General features: G+C 62.7%; 25 protein-coding genes and 1 tRNA gene. 8 read left to right on the top strand and 18 right to left on the bottom strand.

The window, feature by feature from the left end; all coding sequences use genetic code 11:
• Positions 1–161: 161 nt before the first annotated feature.
• The 3 genes from MHZ91_RS12490 to MHZ91_RS12480 form a co-directional block, all read right to left on the bottom strand.
• Positions 162–488, bottom strand: coding sequence for a hypothetical protein (locus MHZ91_RS12490; RefSeq protein ID WP_175138530.1), 327 nt, complete (start codon positions 486–488; stop codon positions 162–164).
• A 122-nt stretch (positions 489–610) separates the two neighbouring features.
• Positions 611–1,489, bottom strand: coding sequence for an N-formylglutamate amidohydrolase (locus MHZ91_RS12485; RefSeq protein WP_175124040.1), 879 nt, complete (start codon positions 1,487–1,489; stop codon positions 611–613).
• Positions 1,490–1,491: 2 nt separating this feature from the next.
• Entirely contained in the window at positions 1,492–2,481 is a 990-nt protein-coding gene (locus MHZ91_RS12480; RefSeq protein WP_218343361.1) for a tripartite tricarboxylate transporter substrate binding protein, read from the bottom strand.
• Between the two features lie 105 nt (positions 2,482–2,586).
• Between MHZ91_RS12480 and MHZ91_RS12475 the strand changes: the two genes are divergently transcribed.
• Positions 2,587–3,522 carry a LysR substrate-binding domain-containing protein gene (locus MHZ91_RS12475; protein WP_218343360.1) on the top strand — a complete coding sequence of 312 codons (936 nt, stop codon included), beginning with the start codon at positions 2,587–2,589 and terminating at the stop codon, positions 3,520–3,522.
• Between the two features lie 120 nt (positions 3,523–3,642).
• Here the strand turns inward: MHZ91_RS12475 and MHZ91_RS28355 are convergent, their stop codons facing one another.
• From MHZ91_RS28355 to MHZ91_RS12450, 6 genes are all read right to left on the bottom strand, one after another.
• Entirely contained in the window at positions 3,643–3,858 is a 216-nt protein-coding gene (locus MHZ91_RS28355; protein ID WP_006388022.1) for a hypothetical protein, read from the bottom strand.
• 99 nt (positions 3,859–3,957) lie between these two features.
• Positions 3,958–5,064 carry an AGE family epimerase/isomerase gene (locus MHZ91_RS12470; protein WP_239213964.1) on the bottom strand — a complete coding sequence of 369 codons (1,107 nt, stop codon included), beginning with the start codon at positions 5,062–5,064 and terminating at the stop codon, positions 3,958–3,960.
• A gap of 147 nt (positions 5,065–5,211) precedes the next feature.
• Complete coding sequence (locus MHZ91_RS12465) at positions 5,212–5,424, bottom strand: hypothetical protein (protein WP_006218759.1); 213 nt, start codon at positions 5,422–5,424, stop codon at positions 5,212–5,214.
• A 327-nt stretch (positions 5,425–5,751) separates the two neighbouring features.
• On the bottom strand, positions 5,752–5,976 hold the full coding sequence (locus MHZ91_RS12460) for a hypothetical protein (RefSeq protein ID WP_175124037.1): 225 nt from the start codon (positions 5,974–5,976) through the stop codon (positions 5,752–5,754).
• Between the two features lie 72 nt (positions 5,977–6,048).
• Positions 6,049–6,795: a sulfite exporter TauE/SafE family protein gene (locus tag MHZ91_RS12455; RefSeq protein WP_239213827.1), complete on the bottom strand. Its 747-nt coding sequence runs from the start codon at positions 6,793–6,795 to the stop codon at positions 6,049–6,051.
• Between the two features lie 63 nt (positions 6,796–6,858).
• Positions 6,859–7,770 carry a DMT family transporter gene (locus MHZ91_RS12450; protein ID WP_239213824.1) on the bottom strand — a complete coding sequence of 304 codons (912 nt, stop codon included), beginning with the start codon at positions 7,768–7,770 and terminating at the stop codon, positions 6,859–6,861.
• Positions 7,771–7,930: 160 nt separating this feature from the next.
• Between MHZ91_RS12450 and MHZ91_RS12445 the strand changes: the two genes are divergently transcribed.
• Positions 7,931–8,401: an Lrp/AsnC family transcriptional regulator gene (locus MHZ91_RS12445; RefSeq protein WP_006226939.1), complete on the top strand. Its 471-nt coding sequence runs from the start codon at positions 7,931–7,933 to the stop codon at positions 8,399–8,401.
• Between the two features lie 125 nt (positions 8,402–8,526).
• Positions 8,527–8,760 (top strand): hypothetical protein, encoded by a 234-nt coding sequence (locus tag MHZ91_RS12440; protein WP_175124034.1) that lies wholly within the window; start codon positions 8,527–8,529, stop codon positions 8,758–8,760.
• Between the two features lie 96 nt (positions 8,761–8,856).
• Here MHZ91_RS12440 and MHZ91_RS12435 read toward each other — a convergent pair whose 3' ends face one another.
• On the bottom strand, positions 8,857–9,453 hold the full coding sequence (locus MHZ91_RS12435; RefSeq protein ID WP_175124033.1) for a YSC84-related protein: 597 nt from the start codon (positions 9,451–9,453) through the stop codon (positions 8,857–8,859).
• Between the two features lie 100 nt (positions 9,454–9,553).
• Positions 9,554–9,754, bottom strand: coding sequence for a hypothetical protein (locus MHZ91_RS12430; protein ID WP_224776782.1), 201 nt, complete (start codon positions 9,752–9,754; stop codon positions 9,554–9,556).
• Positions 9,755–9,996: 242 nt separating this feature from the next.
• On the opposite strand from MHZ91_RS12430, the gene MHZ91_RS12425 reads away from it, so the two are divergent.
• Entirely contained in the window at positions 9,997–10,950 is a 954-nt protein-coding gene (locus MHZ91_RS12425; protein WP_239213822.1) for a succinylglutamate desuccinylase/aspartoacylase family protein, read from the top strand.
• Between the two features lie 39 nt (positions 10,951–10,989).
• On the opposite strand, the gene MHZ91_RS12420 is transcribed toward MHZ91_RS12425, so the two are convergent.
• Positions 10,990–11,424 (bottom strand): GNAT family acetyltransferase, encoded by a 435-nt coding sequence (locus tag MHZ91_RS12420; RefSeq protein ID WP_239213821.1) that lies wholly within the window; start codon positions 11,422–11,424, stop codon positions 10,990–10,992.
• A 259-nt stretch (positions 11,425–11,683) separates the two neighbouring features.
• Positions 11,684–12,598, bottom strand: a complete 915-nt coding sequence (locus MHZ91_RS12415; RefSeq protein ID WP_239213820.1) for a PhzF family phenazine biosynthesis protein — start codon at positions 12,596–12,598, stop codon at positions 11,684–11,686.
• 250 nt (positions 12,599–12,848) lie between these two features.
• On the opposite strand from MHZ91_RS12415, the gene MHZ91_RS12410 reads away from it, so the two are divergent.
• The 4 genes from MHZ91_RS12410 (at position 12,849) to MHZ91_RS12395 (ending at position 15,693) form a co-directional block, all read left to right on the top strand.
• Positions 12,849–13,091 (top strand): CrpP-related protein, encoded by a 243-nt coding sequence (locus tag MHZ91_RS12410; protein WP_239213819.1) that lies wholly within the window; start codon positions 12,849–12,851, stop codon positions 13,089–13,091.
• Between the two features lie 165 nt (positions 13,092–13,256).
• Positions 13,257–13,481: a CrpP-related protein gene (locus MHZ91_RS12405; RefSeq protein ID WP_239213818.1), complete on the top strand. Its 225-nt coding sequence runs from the start codon at positions 13,257–13,259 to the stop codon at positions 13,479–13,481.
• A 247-nt stretch (positions 13,482–13,728) separates the two neighbouring features.
• Positions 13,729–14,250 carry an anti-virulence regulator CigR family protein gene (locus tag MHZ91_RS12400; protein ID WP_239213817.1) on the top strand — a complete coding sequence of 174 codons (522 nt, stop codon included), beginning with the start codon at positions 13,729–13,731 and terminating at the stop codon, positions 14,248–14,250.
• 171 nt (positions 14,251–14,421) lie between these two features.
• Positions 14,422–15,693, top strand: a complete 1,272-nt coding sequence (locus MHZ91_RS12395) for a putative Na+/H+ antiporter (protein WP_239213816.1) — start codon at positions 14,422–14,424, stop codon at positions 15,691–15,693.
• A gap of 168 nt (positions 15,694–15,861) precedes the next feature.
• Here the strand turns inward: MHZ91_RS12395 and MHZ91_RS12390 are convergent.
• The 5 genes from MHZ91_RS12390 to pheS all read right to left on the bottom strand — a co-directional run bounded on the left by MHZ91_RS12390 (position 15,862) and on the right by pheS (position 20,460).
• Positions 15,862–15,938, bottom strand: a tRNA-Pro gene (locus MHZ91_RS12390).
• Between the two features lie 243 nt (positions 15,939–16,181).
• Positions 16,182–16,607 carry a MerR family transcriptional regulator gene (locus MHZ91_RS12385; RefSeq protein ID WP_239213814.1) on the bottom strand — a complete coding sequence of 142 codons (426 nt, stop codon included), beginning with the start codon at positions 16,605–16,607 and terminating at the stop codon, positions 16,182–16,184.
• Positions 16,608–16,665: 58 nt separating this feature from the next.
• A complete protein-coding gene (locus MHZ91_RS12380; RefSeq protein ID WP_082579019.1) occupies positions 16,666–17,004 on the bottom strand; it encodes an integration host factor subunit alpha in 339 nt (112 codons plus the stop codon).
• Positions 17,005–17,006: 2 nt separating this feature from the next.
• Positions 17,007–19,424 (bottom strand): phenylalanine--tRNA ligase subunit beta, encoded by a 2,418-nt coding sequence (pheT, locus tag MHZ91_RS12375; protein WP_239213813.1) that lies wholly within the window; start codon positions 19,422–19,424, stop codon positions 17,007–17,009.
• 13 nt (positions 19,425–19,437) lie between these two features.
• Positions 19,438–20,460: a phenylalanine--tRNA ligase subunit alpha gene (gene pheS, locus MHZ91_RS12370; protein WP_239213812.1), complete on the bottom strand. Its 1,023-nt coding sequence runs from the start codon at positions 20,458–20,460 to the stop codon at positions 19,438–19,440.
• Positions 20,461–20,535 lie beyond the last annotated feature (75 nt).

Genomic DNA, 20,535 nt, shown 5'->3' with positions numbered 1-20,535 from the left:
ACCTTCCTTTTGAGAGACCCAGAATGGCGACGATTGCCAGGGGGCATCATCGGCCTGGGCTCAGGCGTTAGACAAATACAAAGTCGGGATAACAATATGGGAGCGGGCTCCCGGCGCGTGCAAATTGGCTCGTGCAACGACGCGAGAAACGCCCCGTGCAGCTACTCCGGCAACGGCTCCGGAACGCCGTCCGCATCAACGGATTTCACGCGGTCCAGCGCGTTGCGTGCAGCCGACATCGCTTCGATCGTGCTGCGAAAACGCCGGCTCACGAAAATCTCGAACGCCAGGCTTTCGGGTTCCGGCGCAGCCTGCTCCGCGGTGGGATCCGCGTCTTCGGCGGTCGTCGCAGTTACGGAAGTGTTCGCAGGCGCGGCGGCTTTTACAGGCAGACGCCGCGTCTCCAGAAACGCACGCGGCGGGATGCGCCCCTCGGGCTGGGTCGCATACGCGACCACTGAAAATCCATTGATGATTTTCTCGGACATTGCGGTTTCCTTGAGCGCATTCATGCAAGCGCACCGACACGTTGCACAACGGCCTGCGGCAAGGAAACTTAAGGGCGCCACGTCCGCAAAATGCCGGTCCGCGCGCCGTTATGCAAGCGACTCTATTTTGTCGACGCGATCGCCTGTGCGCGTACCCGTACGAAGGCCGCCACCTGTTCCAGCACGTGCGACAGATCGGCGCGCAGCAAATCGAAGCCGGCATTGCGTTCGCGCGTCGCCTCGTCCATGTAAAGCGGACGCCGGATCTCGACTTGCAGGCTGTGCCGGTTCAACGCTGGCTGGCCGATCTGCGCGATGAGTTGCACGCCCTTGTACGGATCGTTGCGCGCCACGGTATAGCCTTTGTCGCGCAGCGCCGTCTCAATCAATGCAATGAACTCCGGCTCGCACGTCGTGCCGTCCCGATCGCCCAGCACGAAGTCCGCAAGGGGATGCTCGCTGTGACGTCCAAGCCGTTCGTAGGCATCGTTCGGCATCGAATGCAGATTGAGGTGCCACACGGCGCCAAAACGTTCCTCGACGTGCCGGATCGCCTTGGCCAGCGCCGCGTGATAAGGCTCGTAGTACGCCTGGATCCGATGGCGCACCTGCGCCAGCGTCAGCTTGCGGTCATAGATCGGCGTGGCCTTGTCCATGCGCCGCCAGATCAGGCCCTTGCCCAACCGCGTCTTCTCGCCGGGATCCAGCGGCTCGGGCCAGGGCTCGGCCAGCAGTTCCGGATCCAGATCCTGCAACGTGCGATTCGGGTCGATGTAGACGCGCGGAAAATTGGCAGCCACCAGCGTGGCGCCCAGTGCGGGCGCCGCCGACCACAACGCGTCCACGTGCGTGTCCTCGCCCTGGCGCAATTGCGCCAGCGTGGCCGAGGCCCCGAAATCGTCGGGATAACGCTCGCCGCTATGCGGCGAATCACAGACCAACGGCAACGCGGGCCCGATGGGTTCATGAACGGAAACAGCGGGGAAGTCGGCGGTCGTCATCGTCAATCAGCCTGGATGTTGGCGGTCTTGGCCACTTTTGCATAACGGGCCAAAGCCTGGTCGATCTGCACCTGGAATTCTTGCGGCGTCGTGGGCATCAGCGTACCACCCACGTCTTCGGCCTTCTTGCGGAATTCCGGGTTTTCCATCGCCACGCGAACGGCCTTGTTCAGACGCTCCACCACCGCTTGCGGAGTGCCGGCGGGCGCCACCAGACCAAACCAGCCGCCCGTGCCCATGTCGGGATAGCCAAGTTCGATATACGTGGGCACGTCGGGCAGCAAGGGCGAACGTTCGGCGCCTAGCACGGCCAGCGGACGCAGCTTGCCGCCCAGCACCTGCGGCAACGTCGACGACAGATTGTCCGTGATCGCATCCACTTGCCCGCCCATCACGTCGTTCAACGCCGGACCCGCGCCCCGATAAGGCACGTGCAGCAACTTGATGCCGGACAGCATCATGAAATTCTCGATGTTCACGTGTCCCAGCGAGCCCACGCCCGGCGACGCGAAGCTGTAGCGCTCGGGCGCGCCTTTGGACAGCGCCACGAATTCGGCCATGTTCCTGGCCGGAATGTTCGGATTGATCGCAAAGATGCTGGGCACGGCCAGCACATTGGCCACCGGCACGAAGTCCTTGACGGGGTCATAGTTCATCTTGCGGAACACGGCCGGATTGGACCCGTGCGTGCTCATGGTCGCCATGCCGATGGTGTACCCGTCCGGTGTCGACCGCGCCACCTGTTCCATGCCCAGCGATCCGCCAGCGCCAGCCTTGTTCTCCACCACGATGGTCTGCTTCAGATCCCGCCCTGCGTACTCAGCCACCAGGCGGGCCACGATGTCCGTCGAACCGCCCGCCGCGAACGGCACCACCAGCTTGATCGGACGCGCGGGATAGTCGGCGGCATGCGTGACGCCGCAGAAGGACAACGTGGCAAACATGCCGGCGAGCGCAAAGCGCGCGGACCGGCCAAAAAGACGGCGGGACATGAGGCGACTCCTGGGTTGTTGTTCTGAAGGCCGCCAGTGTCCAAACTTTACGATCCCCTTTCAAACGACTATATTGCACTCCTTCATTACCAAAGGTCATGCTAGATGCGTCTGCATTCGCCGTCGATGTCCGAGCTGCATGCCTTCGTGACGGCGGCCAGGCTGGGCAGCTTCACTCAGGCTGCGCAAGTGCTGTGCGTCACGCAGGGTGCCATCAGCCGTGCCATCTCGCGCCTGGAGGCGCACTTCGGCCAGCCTCTCATGCACAGGAATGCGCACGGCCTCACGCTGACCGACACCGGCCGCAAGCTCTACGATGGCGCGCGGGCGCCGCTGCAGGCGATCGAAACGCTCAGCACGGAGTTACGCGCCGACGACCGGCGGCTGCGCTTGACGCTTTCTTCTGTTCCCACGTTAGCCAGCGCGTGGCTTGTGCCGCGCCTGCCGGACTTCCACCAGCGCCACCCCGACATCCAGCTCGGCTTTTCGGCTTACCGCCGCAGCGAAGACTTTTCCGGCGCCACGCCGGATGCCAGCATCCTGTCTGGCACGCCGGCGCAGTGGCCCAACTGGCACGCGGACTACGTCATCGGTCGCGAGATGGTGGTGATCTGCCATCCGGAGCGACTGGCGAAACGTCACGCCCAAGGTCTGTGGAGCACGCCGCAGGGGTTGCTCGGCGAGCCGCTGCTGTTTCATACCAACGGCCAGGAAAACTGGTCGCAATGGTTCAGCGCGGCTGGCGTGGCGCGCGGCAGCGTCGCGCTGTCGAACGGGTTTGATCAGGTATCGATCCTGATACGCGCGGTGATGGCCGACATGGGCATCGCGGTGCTGCAACGCTGCCTGGTCCGGGACGAACTGCAGGCGGGCCGGGTCGCCGCGCCCTTTCCGGAACTGGTCATCCGCATCGACCGCGGTTATCACCTGTGCGCTCCCGCACAGCGGCGCGATCACTACGCCCTCGCCTGTTTCCGCCAATGGCTGCTGGAAACCGCCAGCCGCGATCCCGATGTCATGGCGGCACGCGCCCCTTGCTGAACGCCCCGCGCATCGCGCCGCGCCGGCTATCGTCCTCACTTTTCCGCACGCCGAATTCCGCCCCAAAAGCAACGGGCCCCATAAAGGGGCCCGTGTCGTACGAGTGCCGGTGAAATCCGATCAAGGCGCGAGCTTGAAGCCCAGGTCCACGCCCCATTTGTCGGTCTCGCGCAGCCATTTCGCGCCGCAATTCAGGCAGCGGAAGTGGTCTTCGCGGCTTTCCTCCCGGCCTTTCTGCGTTGGGTTGGTAAATCCTTGATGTCCCAGGTGCGAATGCGGCGCTACGCCTGCAAGTCCTGGATTAATGCGTTGGCAAGCCAAACACATAACGCTCATTGATGCTTCCCCACAAACAGTGTTAGCAAATTGTAAGGGATTTCACCAATGTCTTTCTATTAAATCGCCTTCATAGGGGGAACTAAATTGTTAACGTGATTAGCAAACAACGTTTTGTAACGCCGTCAAACATGTTGCCAGGTGATAGGGGGATGTGGAGGGCATATCGGGCCGCGTCACGTTTCCGTTTGTATCCAGGCATTCGTACCAGCCTGTGGGGTGCAGGAAGCGGCTGCGGAAATTTGCCAGCGCCGGTTGCAGCGCGGGTAGATCGCCCATCACCGCCAACGCCCTGAGGTACTCCGTCTGGGCCCAGATTCGGCGGGTATCGTCCGCAACCTTGCCGGACTCGTCCAGCGAGGCGATCACGCCCGCGGCATCGACGCCATGATCACGCGACCACTGCACGGCGCGCGGCAGGGACTCTACAAGGTCCAGACCTTCGAACACCTGCGCCGATTCGTGCACGAGAGACAGCCATTCGAATTGATGGCCGGGCTCCAGCCGGTTTGCAGCACTGCCCTGCAACGCCTCTGATACGCATTGCGTCGGCGCATGCACGAAGAACTGGCTGATGCCTTGCGCAAGTTCGCGCAGATGCTGCGCAAACCAGGCGGGTTCGGCAACCTGCGCCGCCGCCAGATAGGCTTCGGTCAGATGCATCATCGGATTTTGCGCCGGCGGTTTCAGCGGCTGTGCGAAGTCCGCGCTGAGCGCCGCGTGATACAGCGAATCTGTGGTCTTGAAACGCGCCTCGATCGTGCGCGCCGTGGCCAGCATCAGCTTGCGCGCCTGCGCGTTGCGGCTACGCCGGAAATAGGCGGAAGCGGCCAGCACGATGAACGCGTGCGTGTAGAGGTCCTGCGTATCGTCCAGCGGCTGACCCGCTGCATCGACGCTGTATCGCCAACCGCCGTGCTCGTCCTGGAACACGCGGCGCAGGGATTCGAACAACCGGTCCGCATGCTGCGCGGCCGCCTCGCCCGGCGCCTGCGCAAAAACATACAACTGGCGCGCACAAGCCATCGCGCGATAACGCGTTGCTGGCAACGGTTCGCCGTTGGCGGAATTCAGAGATTCGTAAGGCAGGCCGAGCGTTTCGTTGAAACCGCGGCCCAACCACATGGGCAACACGACCGAATCAAAATGCGCCCGCAGCGCGCGGATATCATCCGCTAGAAAGGAATTGGTCTGTGCGGCAGTCATCTTGGAACGACGCATACCCGACGAGGGCCCCAGGTTTTGGAGCAGCAACGATAACCGAAATCGTCGTCGCCATCTCGAAGGTATGCGCCACGTGCTCATGCACACACAGACCGGTCGTGCCGATCAGCTCCGTCCAGGGTGCAAGCCCTATCGGAAGATATTTTCCTCTACCCAGTTTTGCGCGAAGATTTCCGCGCGATCACGTGCTTCGTCCAACGAAGCGCAGTTGCCCAAGTGGGAAAACGCGGCATCCACTTCGGTGCCGCCCTCAGCCGTAACCGTCAGCAATACGCCATATCCGCCGGTATCCATGGCCGCTGTGGAAACGTCGATCAGTACTTCCTGGTCACGATGCTGCATGTGCTACCTCCCAGTCGGTTACCTAAACGCGCGAACCACGCGTGACGTGCGACAGGACAAAATTACCCGCGCAAAACAATAGACCTGCATCCGTCACGCAAAGTTCATCTTACTGGTCGGACGCAGGGTGGAATACGTCCGAAAGATGTCAATTCCCACATTCCGTCTCAGGATATGCCTTGCCGCACTGTAGGGATGGCATCCAGCACGAAATACTGCGAAAACATTCGCAACCATGCAGTACTTTGCCTGCGGCTGTTCAAATGACGGATATGGTGAACTGCGTAATCGGGCGATTGTCTTACCGCCGCGAAGACCGCAAATGGCTTAGCGCAAATGGATGGCGCCCGGCTCTTCCATGCGCAGCGAGAGCCTGCCCTTGTCGGTGATGACCCAGCGGCCATCGGCGCCGGATGCAATGCAGCGCAAGGTTTCCAGCGCCTGGGCGACGTGCGCGGGCACTTCGGTCTGGACCGCGCCGGGCTCGTTGTTGTCGGCCACGACGCGTAGCCAATGTCCCAGTTCGCCCTTTTCGAAACGATGCAATGCCATGCCTGATTCTCTCTTGAATTTGTCAACGATAGCACGGCCGTCAAGCCCTTTCCGCCCCTCAGGCGGAGGCACTCAGGCAAGCAGGCGGGGCACTGACGACGCAAGCAACGCGATGCCGGATATCGTCAACAAGCCCAGCACCACCCGGCGAAACGCGACATCGCTGATGCCTACATAGACGCGCGTGCCCCAGATCGTCGGCACCAGCATTGCGGGCACGATCAATGCAAACAGCGGCAACATGTCGCGCGTGACGACACCGGCCAGCACATAACTGGCCATCGTCACCGCCAGCATCGACAGGTTGAAGTTCTGGATCACCGCACGCTGCACGTCGCGATCAAAGCCGCGCAAGGTGCACCACAACGTGGGAATCACGCCGGTGAATCCGCCCAGCCCGCCCATGACGCCGCCGATTGCGCCGGCCACGCCATCGGCCACCTTGCCCCCCACCGTGATGCGCGGCATGCGCGCGGCAAACAGCATGATCGGACACCAGATGGCGAGCAGTCCGCCGATGAAGGCCTTGAACACCACGGGGTCCAGATGCGGCAGCACTTTCACGCCGAGCGGAATGCCGAGCAATCCGCCGACAACGAACGGCAGCAGATGCGCCATGGCAAAGCCGCGGCGCACGGTGAAAGCCGCCAGCAACTGCCCGGACAATGCGCCGAACACGGCCATCGCCGCAGCAAGCCGCGGGTCTACGGTCCAGGCCCAGAACGACATGGCGACCATGCCGAAGCCAAAGCCCGACAGGCCTTGCACAAAGCCCGCGGCCATCGCCCCCAACACGACCACTACGTATAACGAGTCCATATCTGCAGCGCGTTCCGCATCACCGGCCGGGACCATTTCCGGCGCACGCCATTCTAGTGCGTTCTAGGACGGACGCAGCGCGAGCGGCCGCCGCAGGCGCGTGGCCAACGCGGAAGCCGCGACGCTGGCAGCGATCAGCGCAAGTCCGAGCGCCAGGTCTGCCGAGATGCGTTCGTGGAACACGACGGACGACACGATCAAACCGATCACCGGCACGCACAGCATCGCGATGGACGTCGCGGCAGGCGGCAGTTTCTGCGTCATGCCCAGCACGACGATGAACGTCAGCGCCGTGGCAAGCGGTCCGGTGTACAGGATCAGCGGCCAGGCCTGCGCATCGCCCAGAAAGGTCGGCGCGCCGTCGCGCAGCCATGCCAGCGCGGCCAACGGGATCGTGGCCATCGCGGTTTGCCAGGGAATCATGTCGGCGCCCAGCCGCACATGGCGATTGGCGCGCAACTGGATGATGTTGCAGGCCCAGGCAAACGACGCGCCCAACAGCATCACCAGACCGATGACGGTATGCGCCTGCCACGGGCTGAATGCGGGCGCGACGATGACGCCGATGCCAGCGTAGCTGAGCGCGGTCGCCAGCCATTGGCCCATCGAGAGGCGTTCCTTCAAGATCATCGATGACAAGGGAATCACCCAGATGGATGTCGCATAGGCAATGACCGAGGCGCGGCCAGGCGCCACGTATTGCAGGGCCCAAAGCGCCAACGCCGTGAATGCGCCCATCTGCAGCAAGGCCACGCCCGCCACCAGCGGCCATTCCTGACGCGAGGGCAAACGCAAGCGACCCAGCGCCGCTAGCACCAGCACGCTGATCAGCGCGGCGGAGCCGAACCGGCTGGCGGCAAGCCACAACGGACTCATGTGCGCCAGGCCCAGCTTCATGACGGGCCAGTTTCCGCCCCAAATGGCGACCGCACCCGCGAGCGGGAGGAACTTGCGAAGACTGCCGTGCTGACTCATTACCACCCTGCTCTGCCGCTGATTATTCTGCATTTCGGCCCTATGACCGAAGGACGGAACAGTCTATAGGGTAAACCCCAGCATTTTTGACCGCTTTCTGCGCCAATAACCGGCATACTCAGCACAGATGCAATGCCAACCCGCCGCTTGAAGGTCACTTATGCCGGAAATCAACCTGGATGCCACCGACATCCGCATCCTGAATGAACTTCAACGCGACGCCCGGCTCACCAACGTTGAGCTGGCCGCGCGCGTCAATCTGTCCGCTTCGCCGTGCCTGGCGCGCGTGCGGCGACTGGAAACCGAAGGCCTCATCGATCGGCGCGTCACGCTGCTGAATGCGCGCAAATTGGGTCTGAAGGTCAACGTCTTCATCCAGATCTCGCTGGACAAGCAGCGCAAGGCCGCACTCGACGTGTTTGAACGCGAGATCGCGGTGCTGCCCGAAATCATGGAGTGCTACCTGATGTCCGGCGACGCCGACTACCTGATCCGAGCGCTCGTGCCGGATGTCGATGCGCTGGAACGTTTGATCGTCGAACACATCACACGCATCCCCGGCGTGGCAAGCATCCGTTCCAGCTTTGCCCTCAAGCAGGTGCTCTACACCACCGCCGTGCCGCTTGCCTGACGCCGCATTTCGTATCCATCCGGCGCTTGCGGGATTGCGGGGGCCGGCCCACAATGAAAACGCATGACGCCGGCTTTTCCTTATCGGCGTCAGCATCCCTCCCATCGCTTAGCAAGGAGCAAACCATGCCCGAAACCGAATGGTTCCCCGGCAATTCGCTACCCGATCGTCAGGGTTACTTTGAAGTGGAGTTCGCCAGCGGCGAAACCGAAATCACGCGCTATGGCATGTTGGGCTGGGAGCCCGAAGAAGAGCGCGGCCACATCCTGCGCTGGCGCGGGCTGGATCCGCACATCGAGCAAGCCGAGATCGAGCGCGAAGCAGCCCTGCGCAACAACAGCGACAACGTGATCGGCTGAACGGCCGGCACACCTCGCGGGGCGGGTCCAACCTTCCCCGCATAAAACAAAACGCCGCGGAAGAATCCGCGGCGTTTTGACTGGGCGCTTGCCCGATCAGCGATCGAGCTTCGAGATCTTCGTGCCCGCGAGCGACACGCCCGCCATCAGGCCACCGTTGTTCATCACGAAGCCCACCACCGGCTGCTGAGCCGTGTTGGTGTCGATGCGGCCATTGGCGCCGATGTTGACCACTGCCACCGTGGCGTCCGCGCCAACGGTCCAGCCGCTGCTGTTGCGGAACTTGTTCAAGGCGTCATCCGTCATGAACAGCAGGATCATCGCCTTCGATTGCGCGCCGGCCTGGAAGCCGATCGAGCCCGCGGTCGTGCTGTAGTAGCCGGCATTCTGCCCGCCCACGCGCAGCACGCCCTTGCCATGTTCGGCGCCCACGATGAAGCTGCCGCTCAGCACGTCCGGAAACACCAGCACGCCCTTGGCGCGCGCCACCAGATCCTTGGACTGGGGAGCGGCTTCATAAAGCTTGGCGAGGGTCGCGTTGGCCGCGCTGTTCATCGACTGCCGCTGCTCGGACGTCGAGGCGGCCGGCGACTTGCTGGGCGTGGTCGTCGTGCAACCCGCAAAAACGAGACCGGCGGCGCCAATCGCGATCGCCATGCCGGTGCGGCGCAGAACAGGAAAAGTGTCGAACATGGAGCTCTCCTTTTGTTGTCATACAGGGACAACTGTACCGGGCAATCCAGATCCGACAAGTCAGACGAATGTGATAAACGAAACAAAACACTAGCGAGCGCTAGAGAATTCCGTAGCGAGGTTCACCGGTGTACTCGTCCACGGACAGGATGCCGGAGAGCACCAGTTCGGCATGGCGCCGTGCACTGACGGGGTCGTTGAAGGTCACGAAGCGAGGCAGTGACCAGCGCCGCGCAACGGTTTCGTTGCCGTTGCGGCTCACAAGTATTTCAATAGCCAACACGCCGGTATTCAAGTCCACGACTTCGCACTGCACTTGAAAACCATTGATATGACGCTGTGGCCACCCACTCATGCTGCACCTATGAATTCCGACTGCCCGGCCGCAATATGCCCCAAAGAAAAAGGCTTGGAAAGCGAACTTTTTTAGGGGTAAAAACGTACTAATCCTCCTAGTGCTGAGGCATCTTGAAGATCGCAAAAATGCGATCAAAAACGCTGTTTTCTGGCCTTGTCTTCAACATCCACCTTCAACCAACTCTCATGACCACACCTGCCTTCGAACCTGATACCGCTCCGCTGGAAGTCCTGCCGCGTGACCTCTCTGCCTACCGCGAGGGCAACACCGGCATTCCGTATGTACACCGCTTTGAATCCGGCAAGCCTGGGCCGCACGTGCTCATCAACGCCATCACGCACGGCAACGAGATCTGTGGCATGGTGGCCGCCACCCATCTGCTGGACACGTGCGTGCGCCCGAAGATCGGCACATTGACGGTCAGCTTTGCCCACGTCGAGGCCTACGAGGCCTTCGACATCGACCGGCCTTACGACAACCGCCAGCTCGTCCACAACCTGAATCGCATCTGGTCCGCCGCCATGCTCGACGGCGCGGAGGACAGCCCCGAACTGCGCCGTGCCCGCGAAATGCGCCCCATCCTGGATGCCGCCGACTTCGTGCTGGACATCCATTCCACGCGCGCGCCCGTGCAACCGTTCTGGGTCTACAACGAGATGGACCGCAACACCGCGCTGGCCGCGGCTGTCGGATCACCGCAGGTCCATCTGGTCATGCCGCAAGACAAGTTTCCGGGAACCGGTGTCATGGGCTACGGCCATCACGGTGACCCGCTGTCGAACAGTGGCGGCGCGCTCGTCGTCGAATGCGGCCAGCATTTCGCCCGCTCCGCCGCCGACCTCGCCACCGACGTCACCCTGCGCTTTCTGGCGCATCTGGGTCTCATCGACACCCCGGCCGGCACGCCGCCCCCGCCCACCCCGCAACGCTATCGCCTGCTGGAGGTCCACATGGTGAAGTCCGAAGACTTCACCTTCACGCGACCCGTGATCGGCTTCGAGACCTTCGACAAGGGCGAGCTGATTGCCATGAACGGCACGGAAGAAATCCGCTCCCCGTGCGATGCGTGCACGATCTTCATGCCCACGCGCATGCCGATCGTCGGACGTGAAGCCGTGTATTTGACGCAGGCGATTTAAGACCGATGATTCGAGGCGGGTATTTCGTACCCGCCATCTTCAAAGATCCGGAATCAGGCGCTTGCCCATGCTGATCACCGCGTCCTCCTGAAACCCCAGGCTGTCGTAAAAGCGCTTTACCGCGATGTTGTCCGAACGGATCAGCAGATTGATTTTCGGACACCCCATCTCCAGCAGCTTGCGCTCCACAGCCCGCATCAGCGCCGTGGCGAACTGACGCCGCCGATGCTCGGGCGACACGGCCAGATAGTTGATCCAGCCGCGGTGACCGTCGTATCCGCCCATCAGCGTCGCCACGATCTCGCCGTCCAGCACGCCCACCAGAAACAGATCAGACTGCACCGTCAACTTGCGCGCGATGTCCTTGCGCGGATCGTTCCACGGACGCGTCAGCCCGCAGGCGTGCCACAGCGCGATAAGCGCCGTCTCGTCGGTCGGATGAAAAGGCCGGATGGCGAGGTCTTGATGAGACATGCTTCATTCCTTGTGATGAAAGAATGAAGGCCTTGCGACACGCCTCGGCGGGGGAAATACGGCAAACAAAAAAGCCACGAGGGGTATCGTGGCCTTCTGAAATAAGCGCCAGAAAATCGGCGCCCGAACACGGCTGGCCACTCAACGTAGACGTCGAGTGATTCGTCGGAAATCTGCGCGCGTTGCGGCAGCGATATGCGAAGTGTTCATGCGCAGCAGCATACACGAGGCCGTCTTCCGCCAGCAACGCGCATCGCCGTCAGTCCGCCGCGGGTGCAGGCAGCGTGCCTTCCATCACCACGACGGCCTGCCCCGCCACGCTGGCCCATACGCCGTCCTCGCGCGGTTCGGCATGCGCCAGCAGCAAGCTTGCGCGCCCCATGTCCACGCCCTGCCCTACCCGTAACCGCAGAACGCCCTTGCCCGCCAGCGATGCCCGCAGCGCCGTGACCGCGGCTGTCGCGCTACCCGTGGCGGGATCCTCGGTCATCCGGCCGGTGAGCATGCGCGCCTGGATATCGGTGGGCGCGTCCATCGCCTCGCCCGCCGTGTCGGTGGTGTAGACGTAGATGGACTTTGCGCCAAGCTGCGGCATCAGGGCCGCGTAACCGCCCAAGTCCGGCACCGCGCGCCGCAACGCGTCGCGGTTGGCAAGCTGCACCACCAGAAACGGCAGGCCCACCGACGCCACCATCGGTGCGTGCGTCGACACGTCAATGTCCGCAACATCCAGCCGCAGCGCGCTTGCCACCGCATCCAACGCCGCCTCGCGGCCGCACGACAACGGCTGCGGCGCGCGCAGCTCCGCGCCCTGCAGCCCGTCTTCGCCGTACGCCAACGCAATCCGCACCAGGCCGGCTTCTTCTTCAAATTCGAACGCTTGCGGCGCAGACAGCCCTGCCGCGATCTGCTCGCGCGCCAGCACGACGGCCGTGCCGACATTCGGGTGACCGGCAAACGGCACCTCGCGGTCCGGCGTGAAGATGCGTACACGCGCCGTGTGGGCGCGGTCTTGCGGCGGCATCACGAAGCTGGTTTCCGAATAATTGAATTCGCGCGCAATCAACTGCATCTGGCGGGTGTCCAGCCCCTGCGCGTCCAATACAACAGCCAGCGGATTGCCTTGATAGGCGTGGCCGGTGAACACATCGGCGGTGACGTAGCGGTAGCGCATCCAAGCATCCTCAAGATCCGCCTGAAGCCGGCGGGAAGCGGAAATTGTGCGTGCCGCAAGGCGGTCGCGAAAGGCACAGAGCCGCGAAATTGCGCGCATAACAGACGAGGCGCGGGGTGTCCGTGGTCTATCACGTGCGCGGCCCGCATGACACCCGCACCGCCTCGGTTGATGCGCCCAGACTATTGAAAATCGCAGATGCCTGCGGAATACTTTGCGTCCCGTGCATCTACTTTTGGAGAGTATTGCCATGCAACGCGAAGACATCCAAAAGCTGGGCGCTCAAGCGGCCCGCGACGGATTGAGCTTGTGGGACTGCCCGTATTACCGTGCCGCCGCCATGCCGGGTCACACCGGCGAATCGATTTCGCAATGGCGCGGCAAGGTCGAGGCCTGGGAAGCCGGATGGATGGAAGCCACCGGCGGCGGCCAGGCCCCACCCGGCATCCGGACACGTTTTGTGCCGCGCGCCATATCGCTGCTGGTCATTTGATAAAGTGAAAAGGCGCCCCGGGAAACGGGGCGCTTTGCATTGGGGATGCGGGGACGTTGGCGCATGCCTGATCCATCCCGCTATATCTTCGCGTAACTTTTCTGGACACGAATCCTGATCGCGCTCATCTTTCGGCTTAGGACCTTTCCCTGCAGGAGGCGCAAAATGGATGACCCCGTCCACAAAGCCGGCCAGGAAGCCGCCCGATATGGCGTGCCGCTTTCCGCTTGCCCCCTCATGAAAGAAACCAACATGCCAGGCCATACGGGCGAATCGCTACCGATATGGCGCGCCAGGCTGGCCTCCTGGGAAGCAGGCTGGCGCGAAGAAACTGAAGCCCGCCTCGCTGAACTGCACCGCCGCCGGTTGATACAGCAGTCGTTCGATTAAAGACGTGGCCGCGGGCAGTGCGTCCGCCGTCGTCGGGAACGCGGTTTGCTACGGAACTGACACCGCAGCGGCGTGATTGTCTTTCGATCAAGCAGAGGGCGGTTACGCACACTCCCTCCCTCTCGCCGCTGCGGCCCCTTCCCCCCTGCGCACGCAGTCGCTTACAAATGATCAGGTCCGCAAACCCTAAAAATGTTTGCCCGCCCTAGAATCAGCCTGCTAGCCTCAGGCTGAGTAGGAGCGAGTCATGACATTCAGGGCCAAGCCGGTATTTATTGCAGCCATTTCCTGTATTTTTTTGAACACCGGCGCATTCGCCGCGCCGCCAGAGGGCAAAGGCAAACCTGACAACCCAGGCCAGAGTCAGGGGCAGGGCCAAAACAAGGGCGGCGGAAAAAACAATAACAACGGCAACGGCGCTGGAAAAGGCTATTCCGGTAGCGGCGGCGGATCAAACGGCAAAACCGGCAATTCCGATAGTTCCAGCGTCACCCTGCGCTTTGCAGGCATCACGGTCTCAACCGCCAGAACCTACGCACATGAGTACGGTCTGTCGGGCTACAGCCAACTGCCGCCCGGCATCCGCAAAAACCTTGCACGCGGAAAGCCCCTGCCTCCAGGTATCGCCAAAAAAATGGTCCCCGGACCAATGCTCGCTCGCCTCCCCGCCTATCCCGGGTACGAATGGCGAATCGCCGGCTCGGATCTTGTACTTGTTGCCATTGCGACGGCTGTAGTCGCGGATGTGCTGATTGATGTGTTCAATTGATTGAGTACGGCGGCGGTCGGACTGGAGGTCCGTGAGGTTCAATATCGCCCCCTCGAATTGCACGGTCCGGTCCCTTCAGTTTGATACACTGCCTGACTGGGTGTCAGGCGTCTTCCTTCGCGCTGGCAGGTCAAAGCGCTGGTCGGGCCGCCGCGCGGAACCCCCACGTCCATGCAGACCAGCACCACCCATGCCCTCGACATTGCAGCCGCCATCATTTTTGCGCTGGCGCTGATCCACACTTTCACCGTCAAGCAGTTCGAGCGGCTATCGCACTGCTACCCTCGCCACGCCGGTTTGTTCCATCTTCTGGGCGAAGTCGAAATCGTCTTCGGCTTCTGGGCATTTGTGCTGCTGATCGTCATGGCGATGGCCGCCGGCGGCACAGAAGCGCTCGCGTACGCCGAGTCTCGCAATTACACCGAACCGCTGTTTGTATTTGTCGTCATGGTAGTGGCGGCGTCCCGCCCGGTACTCCAGACTGTCATGGCCGCAGTCCACCTTATCGCCAGGAAGGTGCCCTTTCACACCTCCGTCGCGACAGCGTGGTTAGGCCTGGCCGCGGTTCCGCTGATGGGATCGCTGATCACGGAACCGGCCGCCATGACCATCGCTGCCCTGATGCTGGCGCCGCAACTGTTCCGGCCAGCAATCCCGGCTGTTCCCAAGTACTTCGCGCTTGGCGTGCTGTTCGTCAACATCTCGATCGGAGGAACCTTGACGGCCTATGCCGCCCCTCCCGTCTTGATGGTTGCCGCAACCTGGCAATGGGATTCGGCATTCATGCTGGCAACCTTCGGCTGGAAAGCCGCGATTGCCGTCATCGTGAACGCGACCGTTGCGACACTCATGATGCGCAAGTATCTGCTGCAATTGCCGACTGAAAGCGTAGGCCGGTCGGAAAGGCCTCCCGTGCCGCTCTCGGTTGTTCTGGTCCATCTGGCCGTGCTGGCGGCGGTCGTGGCACTGGCGCACCACCCTGTCGCGTTCATCGGCCTCTTCCTGCTGTTCCTGGGTTACACCCAAGCGTACGAACGGCATCAGAATCCGCTGATCATCAAAGAAGCGTTGCTCGTTGGGTTCTTCCTGGCTGGGCTGGTCATCCTGGGAGGCATGCAGGGCTGGTGGCTGCAACCCATCGTCTCGAGTCTGGAACCGCTAGCGTTGTTTTTCGGATCTCTGTCGCTCACCGCGATCACCGACAATGCCGCGTTGACCTACCTGGGTTCGCTGATTGAGGGCATATCCGACGAATCGAAGTACATGCTCGTGTCGGGCGCGGTTGCGGGCGGCGGCTTGACGGTTATCGCGAACGCACCGAACCCTGCGGGCGTGGCGCTGCTGAAACGCGGATTCTCGGACGAGACGATCAGCGTTGGCGGATTATTGCTGGGTGCGTTGGGGCCCACAGCCGTTGCGGCTGGCGCATTGCTGTTTTTATAGGCTGTGTAGAAAGGGCCAGCACGAAATGTACGTGCATCGCGAGACGCGCATACACCACGAAACGCGCGTACACCACGCCATTTAGGGCACCTGGCTAGACGCAGGAATCTTAAGGCCCGCAAATGAGAAAGGCCGTTAGTGATTTCTCACTAACGGCCTTGGAACTACTGGTCGGGACGGCGGGATTCGAACTCGCGACCCCTTGCACCCCATGCAAGTGCGCTACCAGGCTGCGCTACGCCCCGAAAGAAAAAGAGTATAGCAGAACTAAAAAATGTTTGCACGCATTGGTGCAAAAAAAGTGCTGAATACTCGAAAAAATTTTTGCGCTTTGCGTGCGCCCTTCACAAGACTGCATGTGATGAGCCGACGCGCACAAAGCGCAAGGCACTACGTTGTGCAGAGCGCGCGGCCATGAAGGCCATCGCGCGCTGCGGGTACTGATATCAAGCTTTGGATTTCAAGCGAAGAACCGCGGTGACAGCGGCTCAGGCGGCAGGCGCCGTGTGCGTCGTGCTGCTGGCAGCGGGCGCAGTGCCCAATGCTTCGGCGAGCATCGCGGACACGTTGCCGAGTTCATTGCGCAACGACTGCATTTCGGTGCCCGACAGGCGCACGGCGGCATCTTGATCGTGCGGCACATCGCGCGCGTCGCCCAAGCGATTGCGCGCGCCGCTGATGGTGAAGCCTTGTTCGTAGAGCAACGAACGGATGCGGCGGATGAGCAGCACTTCGTGATGCTGGTAGTAGCGGCGGTTGCCGCGGCGCTTCACGGGCTTGAGCTGCGTGAATTCCTGTTCCCAGTACCGCAAGACATGAGGCTTGACGCCACACAGGTCGCTGACTTCGCCGATGGTGAAGTAACGCTTGGCGGGAATGGGCGGTAGGGTAACGGTGGATTCAGTACGTGTCATAAGCGGATTTTATGCGCGCGATGCGTGGGGCGCCGATAACAATTACCGACAAAGCGTATCACTCCGCGGCCTCCGGTGCTGCGGGAACGGCCTGCTCCACCACGCTCTTGAGTTTCTGGCTGGCGTGGAACGTGACCACGCGCCGCGCCGCGATGGGAATGGTTTCTCCGGTCTTGGGATTGCGGCCAGGGCGCGGCGGTTTGTCGCGCACCTGGAAGTTGCCGAAACCCGAGAGCTTGACGGAATCACCGCGCGCCAGGGCGTCGCGGATTTCCTCGAAGAACGTATCGACGATGTCCTTGGCTTCGCGCTTGTTCAGGCCGACCCGCTCGAAGAGCAGTTCGGCCAGCTCGGCCTTGGTGAGGGTGCGTTGCTCGGCAAGCATACTGGTCCCCATGTTCAGCCACGTTGGCGCGCGCCGTGCGCGGCAACCAGGGCTTCCTTGATGCGCGCAAGGCAATCCGCCACGCGGGCTTCGTCCAAAGTGACCTCAGTGTCCTGTAGCCAGAAACGGAACGCAAGGCTTTTCTCGGCGACGGGTTCGCTGCCTTGCGCCTTGTCACGCCACACGTCGAACACGCGCGCATCCTGCACGACGGCCAGTTGCGCATCGGCCTTGACGGCGGCGGCAACGGTGTCGAGCATGGACTGTACGGTCACGTCCTCATCGACCCACAGCGCCAGGTCGCGCACGACCACGGGCTGACGCGAGAGCTCGCGCACCTGCGGCAATTCGCCTTCGGACAATGCGTCCACGTCCAGCTCAAACACCACCGGTGCATGCGCCAGGTCGGCCTGCTGCGCCCAGCGCGGATGCAGTTCGCCGATCCAGCCGACCTGCTTGCCGTCGAGCATGACGCGCGCGCCACGGCCGGGATGCAGGGCAGGATGCGCCGCTGCCTCGAAACGCAGGCGGCGGCCGCGGGCGCCGAACAGCGACTCGACGTCCATCTTCACGTCGAAGAAATCGACGTGGCGCGTGGGCACGCCCCACTGCTCTTCCACTGCCGGGCCCCATGCGGCGCCCGCGAGCTTCATGGGCTGGCGCACGCCGGCCACTTGCAGCGGACCGTCTTCGGCCGAGGCATCGCGGAAAAACACGCGGCCCAGTTCGAACAGGCGCACGCGCGACTGCTTGCGGTTGGCGTTGTGACGGATGTTGGCGACCAGACCGCCGATCAGGCTGGAACGCATGACCGACAGATGGCTGGCGATCGGGTTCACGAGGCGCACGGGGTTGTCGTTGCCCGCGAAATCGCGTTCCCAGTCGGCTTCGACGAAGCTGTAGTTCACGACTTCCTGGTAGTCCTGGGCAGCCGTCAGACGGCGCAGCGCATGCGCGCCGCGGCGCACTTCGGGCTGCGAAAACATCTTGGCGCGCGCCATCGGCGGCACGTCGGGAATGCTTTCGAAGCCGTAGATGCGAGCCACTTCCTCGATCAGGTCTTCTTCGATTTCCAGATCGAAACGGAACGACGGCGGGTTGACGATGAAGTCGTCGCCTTCGACCGAGTAGTCCAGGCCCAGGCTGCCGAAGATCGTGGCGACCTGCTCGCGTGTGACCGGCACGCCCAGCACGCGATGGCAGCGCGCCAGGCGCATGCGCACCGGCGGACGCTGGGGCAGATTGACGATCTGGTCGTCGATGGGGCCGACCTGACCGCCGCAGATGTCGACGATGAGGCGGGTGATGAATTCAATGTGCTCGGGAATGCTGGCGTAGTCGACGCCGCGTTCGAAGCGGTGGCTGGCTTCGGAGCTGAACTTGAAGCGGCGCGCGCGGCCGGCAATGGCTTGCGGCCACCAGAACGCGGCTTCGAGGTAGATGTTCTGCGTGTCGAGCGTCACCGAGGTGGCTTCGCCGCCCATGATGCCGGCCAGGCTTTCGACCTGCTCGCCAGCGACGACCACGCCGACCTTCGGATCCAGCGTGACGGTCTGGCCGTTCAGCAGTTCAAGGGTTTCGCCTTCACGCGCCCAGCGCACGGCGATGTCGCCGCCGATCTTGTCCAGATCGAAGACGTGCGACGGGCGGCCCAGTTCGAGCATGACGTAGTTGGAGATGTCGACCAGCGCGGACAGCGAGCGTTGGCCGGCGCGCTCGAGGCGCGTCTTCATCCATTCGGGCGTCGCCGCGCGGGCGTTCACGCCGCGGATGACGCGGCCGCCGAAACGGCCGCAGAGGTCAGACGCCTCGATCTTGACGGGAAGGCGCTCGTCGAGCGTGACAGGCACGGCGGCCGCGGTGGGCACCGACAGCGGCGCGCCGGTCAACGCGGCCACTTCACGCGCCACGCCCAGGATCGACAGGCAGTCGGCGCGGTTGGGCGTCAGTTTGAGCGTGAACAGCGTGTCGTCCAGGTCCAGCGCTTCACGGATGGACTGGCCGGGGACCATGTCGGCGGGCAGCTCGAGGAGCCCCGCATGGTCTTGCGACAGACCCAGTTCGCGGGCCGAGCACAGCATGCCGGAGGACTGCACGCCGCGCATCTTGGCGACGCCGATCTTCATGCCGCCGGGCAGTTCTGCGCCCACGCGGGCGAGCGGCACTTTCAGGCCGGCAGCAGCGTTGGGTGCGCCGCAGACGATCTGCAGGCGTTCGCCGGAGCCGTCGTCGACCTGGCAGACGCGCAGCTTGTCGGCGTCAGGGTGCGGCGCGATCTCGACGATGTGCGCGACGACCACGCCGGTGAATGCCGGTGCAGCGGGCTCGGTTTCTTCGACTTCCAGGCCGGCCATCGTGAGCCGGTGCGCGAGTTCATCGGTTGCGATCGGAGGATTGACCAGCGTACGCAGCCAGGATTCGGGAAATTGCATGATCAGCCGTCTGTTATTCGTTGAACTGGCGCAGGAAGCGCAAATCGCCTTCGTAGAACTGGCGCAGATCGTTGACGCCGTAGCGCAACATGGTCAGGCGCTCGAGCCCGGAGCCGAAGGCAAAGCCGATGTAGCGCTCGGGATCCAGCCCGAAGTTGCGCACCACCTGCGGATGCACCTGGCCGGATCCGGAGATTTCGAGCCAGCGGCCGCGGTTGGGACCCGAGGTGAACATCATGTCGATCTCGGCGGACGGTTCCGTGAACGGGAAGAACGACGGACGGAAACGCACGACCAGATCGTCGCTTTCAAAGAAGCAACGCAGGAAATCGGTGTACACGCCCTTCAGGTCGGCAAACGAGATGTCCTCGGCGATCCAGAGCCCTTCCACCTGGTGGAACATGGGCGAGTGCGTGGCGTCGCTGTCGACGCGGTAGGTGCGCCCCGGCGCGATGACCTTGATGGGCGGCTTGTTCATGCGGGCGTAACGCACCTGCATGGGGCTGGTGTGCGTGCGCAGCAGCAGCGGCAGGCCGTCCGCGTCGTTCATGTCGACGTAGAACGTGTCCTGCATGGAACGCGCCGGATGGTCCAGCGGGTTGTTCAAAGCGGTGAAATTGGTCCAGTCGTTTTCCACTTCGGGGCCGTCGGCCACGTCGAAGCCAATGGAACGGAAGATCTCTTCCACACGTTCCCAGGTCCGGATCACCGGATGGATGCCGCCCGGCGCGCGACCGCGGCCCGGCAGGGTGACGTCAATGGTTTCGGATGCCAGACGGGCATCCAGCTCCGCCTGCGCCAGTTGGGCGCGGCGCGAGTTCAGAAGCTCTTCGATCTTCTGCTTGGCCTGGTTGATTCGCGCGCCCGCTTCTCGCTTCTGCTCGGGATCGAGCTTGCCCAGGCCTTTGAGCAGCACCGTCAAGGCGCCTTCCTTGCCCAGGAAGCGAGCTTTTGCGTTCTCAAGTGCGGCGGCGTCCGAGGCCGCGGCGAACCGTTCTTGCGCCTGGTCTACCAGGTCGTCAACCAATCGAGTCATGAAATCCAGCCTTCAAAACGCAAACGGGGCTATTACAGCCCCGTTTGCAGCGATGCGCGATGAGTTAAAGCGCGC

It is taken from the genome of Achromobacter sp. ACRQX (assembly GCF_022346505.1).
Classification (GTDB): Bacteria; Pseudomonadota; Gammaproteobacteria; order Burkholderiales; family Burkholderiaceae_B; genus Achromobacter; species Achromobacter animicus.
Note: the sequence above shows the minus strand (reverse complement) of the source record. Positions and strands in the feature narration are given on the sequence as shown.

Bases quoted from the DNA above. Each gene is read 5' to 3' on its own strand.
- MHZ91_RS12455 (WP_239213827.1), bottom strand. From the start codon at position 6,795: ATGGACTCGTTATACGTAGTGGTCGTGTTGGGGGCGATGGCCGCGGGC.
- MHZ91_RS12385 (WP_239213814.1), bottom strand. From the start codon at position 16,607: ATGACACGTACTGAATCCACCGTTACCCTACCGCCCATTCCCGCCAAG.
- MHZ91_RS12420 (WP_239213821.1), bottom strand. From the start codon at position 11,424: ATGTCTCATCAAGACCTCGCCATCCGGCCTTTTCATCCGACCGACGAG.
- MHZ91_RS12490 (WP_175138530.1), bottom strand. From the start codon at position 488: ATGTCCGAGAAAATCATCAATGGATTTTCAGTGGTCGCGTATGCGACC.
- MHZ91_RS12450 (WP_239213824.1), bottom strand. From the start codon at position 7,770: ATGAGTCAGCACGGCAGTCTTCGCAAGTTCCTCCCGCTCGCGGGTGCG.
- MHZ91_RS12395 (WP_239213816.1), top strand. From the start codon at position 14,422: ATGCAGACCAGCACCACCCATGCCCTCGACATTGCAGCCGCCATCATT.
- MHZ91_RS12410 (WP_239213819.1), top strand. From the start codon at position 12,849: ATGCAACGCGAAGACATCCAAAAGCTGGGCGCTCAAGCGGCCCGCGAC.
- MHZ91_RS12405 (WP_239213818.1), top strand. From the start codon at position 13,257: ATGGATGACCCCGTCCACAAAGCCGGCCAGGAAGCCGCCCGATATGGC.
- MHZ91_RS12470 (WP_239213964.1), bottom strand. From the start codon at position 5,064: ATGACTGCCGCACAGACCAATTCCTTTCTAGCGGATGATATCCGCGCG.
- pheS (WP_239213812.1), bottom strand. From the start codon at position 20,460: ATGACTCGATTGGTTGACGACCTGGTAGACCAGGCGCAAGAACGGTTC.
- MHZ91_RS12435 (WP_175124033.1), bottom strand. From the start codon at position 9,453: ATGTTCGACACTTTTCCTGTTCTGCGCCGCACCGGCATGGCGATCGCG.
- MHZ91_RS12475 (WP_218343360.1), top strand. From the start codon at position 2,587: ATGCGTCTGCATTCGCCGTCGATGTCCGAGCTGCATGCCTTCGTGACG.
- MHZ91_RS12400 (WP_239213817.1), top strand. From the start codon at position 13,729: ATGACATTCAGGGCCAAGCCGGTATTTATTGCAGCCATTTCCTGTATT.
- pheT (WP_239213813.1), bottom strand. From the start codon at position 19,424: ATGCAATTTCCCGAATCCTGGCTGCGTACGCTGGTCAATCCTCCGATC.
- MHZ91_RS12485 (WP_175124040.1), bottom strand. From the start codon at position 1,489: ATGACGACCGCCGACTTCCCCGCTGTTTCCGTTCATGAACCCATCGGG.
- MHZ91_RS12440 (WP_175124034.1), top strand. From the start codon at position 8,527: ATGCCCGAAACCGAATGGTTCCCCGGCAATTCGCTACCCGATCGTCAG.
- MHZ91_RS12465 (WP_006218759.1), bottom strand. From the start codon at position 5,424: ATGCAGCATCGTGACCAGGAAGTACTGATCGACGTTTCCACAGCGGCC.
- MHZ91_RS12460 (WP_175124037.1), bottom strand. From the start codon at position 5,976: ATGGCATTGCATCGTTTCGAAAAGGGCGAACTGGGACATTGGCTACGC.
- MHZ91_RS12480 (WP_218343361.1), bottom strand. From the start codon at position 2,481: ATGTCCCGCCGTCTTTTTGGCCGGTCCGCGCGCTTTGCGCTCGCCGGC.
- MHZ91_RS12415 (WP_239213820.1), bottom strand. From the start codon at position 12,598: ATGCGCTACCGCTACGTCACCGCCGATGTGTTCACCGGCCACGCCTAT.
- MHZ91_RS28355 (WP_006388022.1), bottom strand. From the start codon at position 3,858: ATGAGCGTTATGTGTTTGGCTTGCCAACGCATTAATCCAGGACTTGCA.
- MHZ91_RS12425 (WP_239213822.1), top strand. From the start codon at position 9,997: ATGACCACACCTGCCTTCGAACCTGATACCGCTCCGCTGGAAGTCCTG.
- MHZ91_RS12445 (WP_006226939.1), top strand. From the start codon at position 7,931: ATGCCGGAAATCAACCTGGATGCCACCGACATCCGCATCCTGAATGAA.
- MHZ91_RS12380 (WP_082579019.1), bottom strand. From the start codon at position 17,004: ATGGGGACCAGTATGCTTGCCGAGCAACGCACCCTCACCAAGGCCGAG.